Here is a 354-nt window from a genome sequence, read left to right on the forward strand (position 1 = left end):
GCCGAGCGCCAGATCACCAACGTCGCCGCCGGTACCGAAGACACCGATGCGGTGAACAAATCGCAGCTGGATGTCGTTGCTGATGTGGCCGAAGGCACGCAGCGCTATTTCACGGCCAATGGCGCAGCGGACGGCAGTGACGATGCCGTGGCCAGCGGCGCGGGTGCAACGGCGGCCGGTGTCGGCTCGCAGGCCAGTGGCGCGGAGAGCACGGCGGTGGGCAGCTACAACGTCGCTGCCGGCGATTACAGCAGCGCGATGGGCTATGTGAACACCGCCAACGGCACCAACAGTTCGGCGGTGGGCAACTTCAACCAGGTCGATGGTGAGAACAGCAGTGCGTTCGGTTTTGCC

Annotated in this window: 1 pseudogene; it reads left to right on the top strand. The window is 65.3% G+C overall.

From position 1 onward, the window contains the following. A pseudogene (locus ACVOLO_RS18060) lies at positions 1-354 on the top strand (hypothetical protein); the annotation flags it as partial.

The sequence above is a fragment of the Stenotrophomonas sp. STEN056 genome, assembly GCF_056759635.1.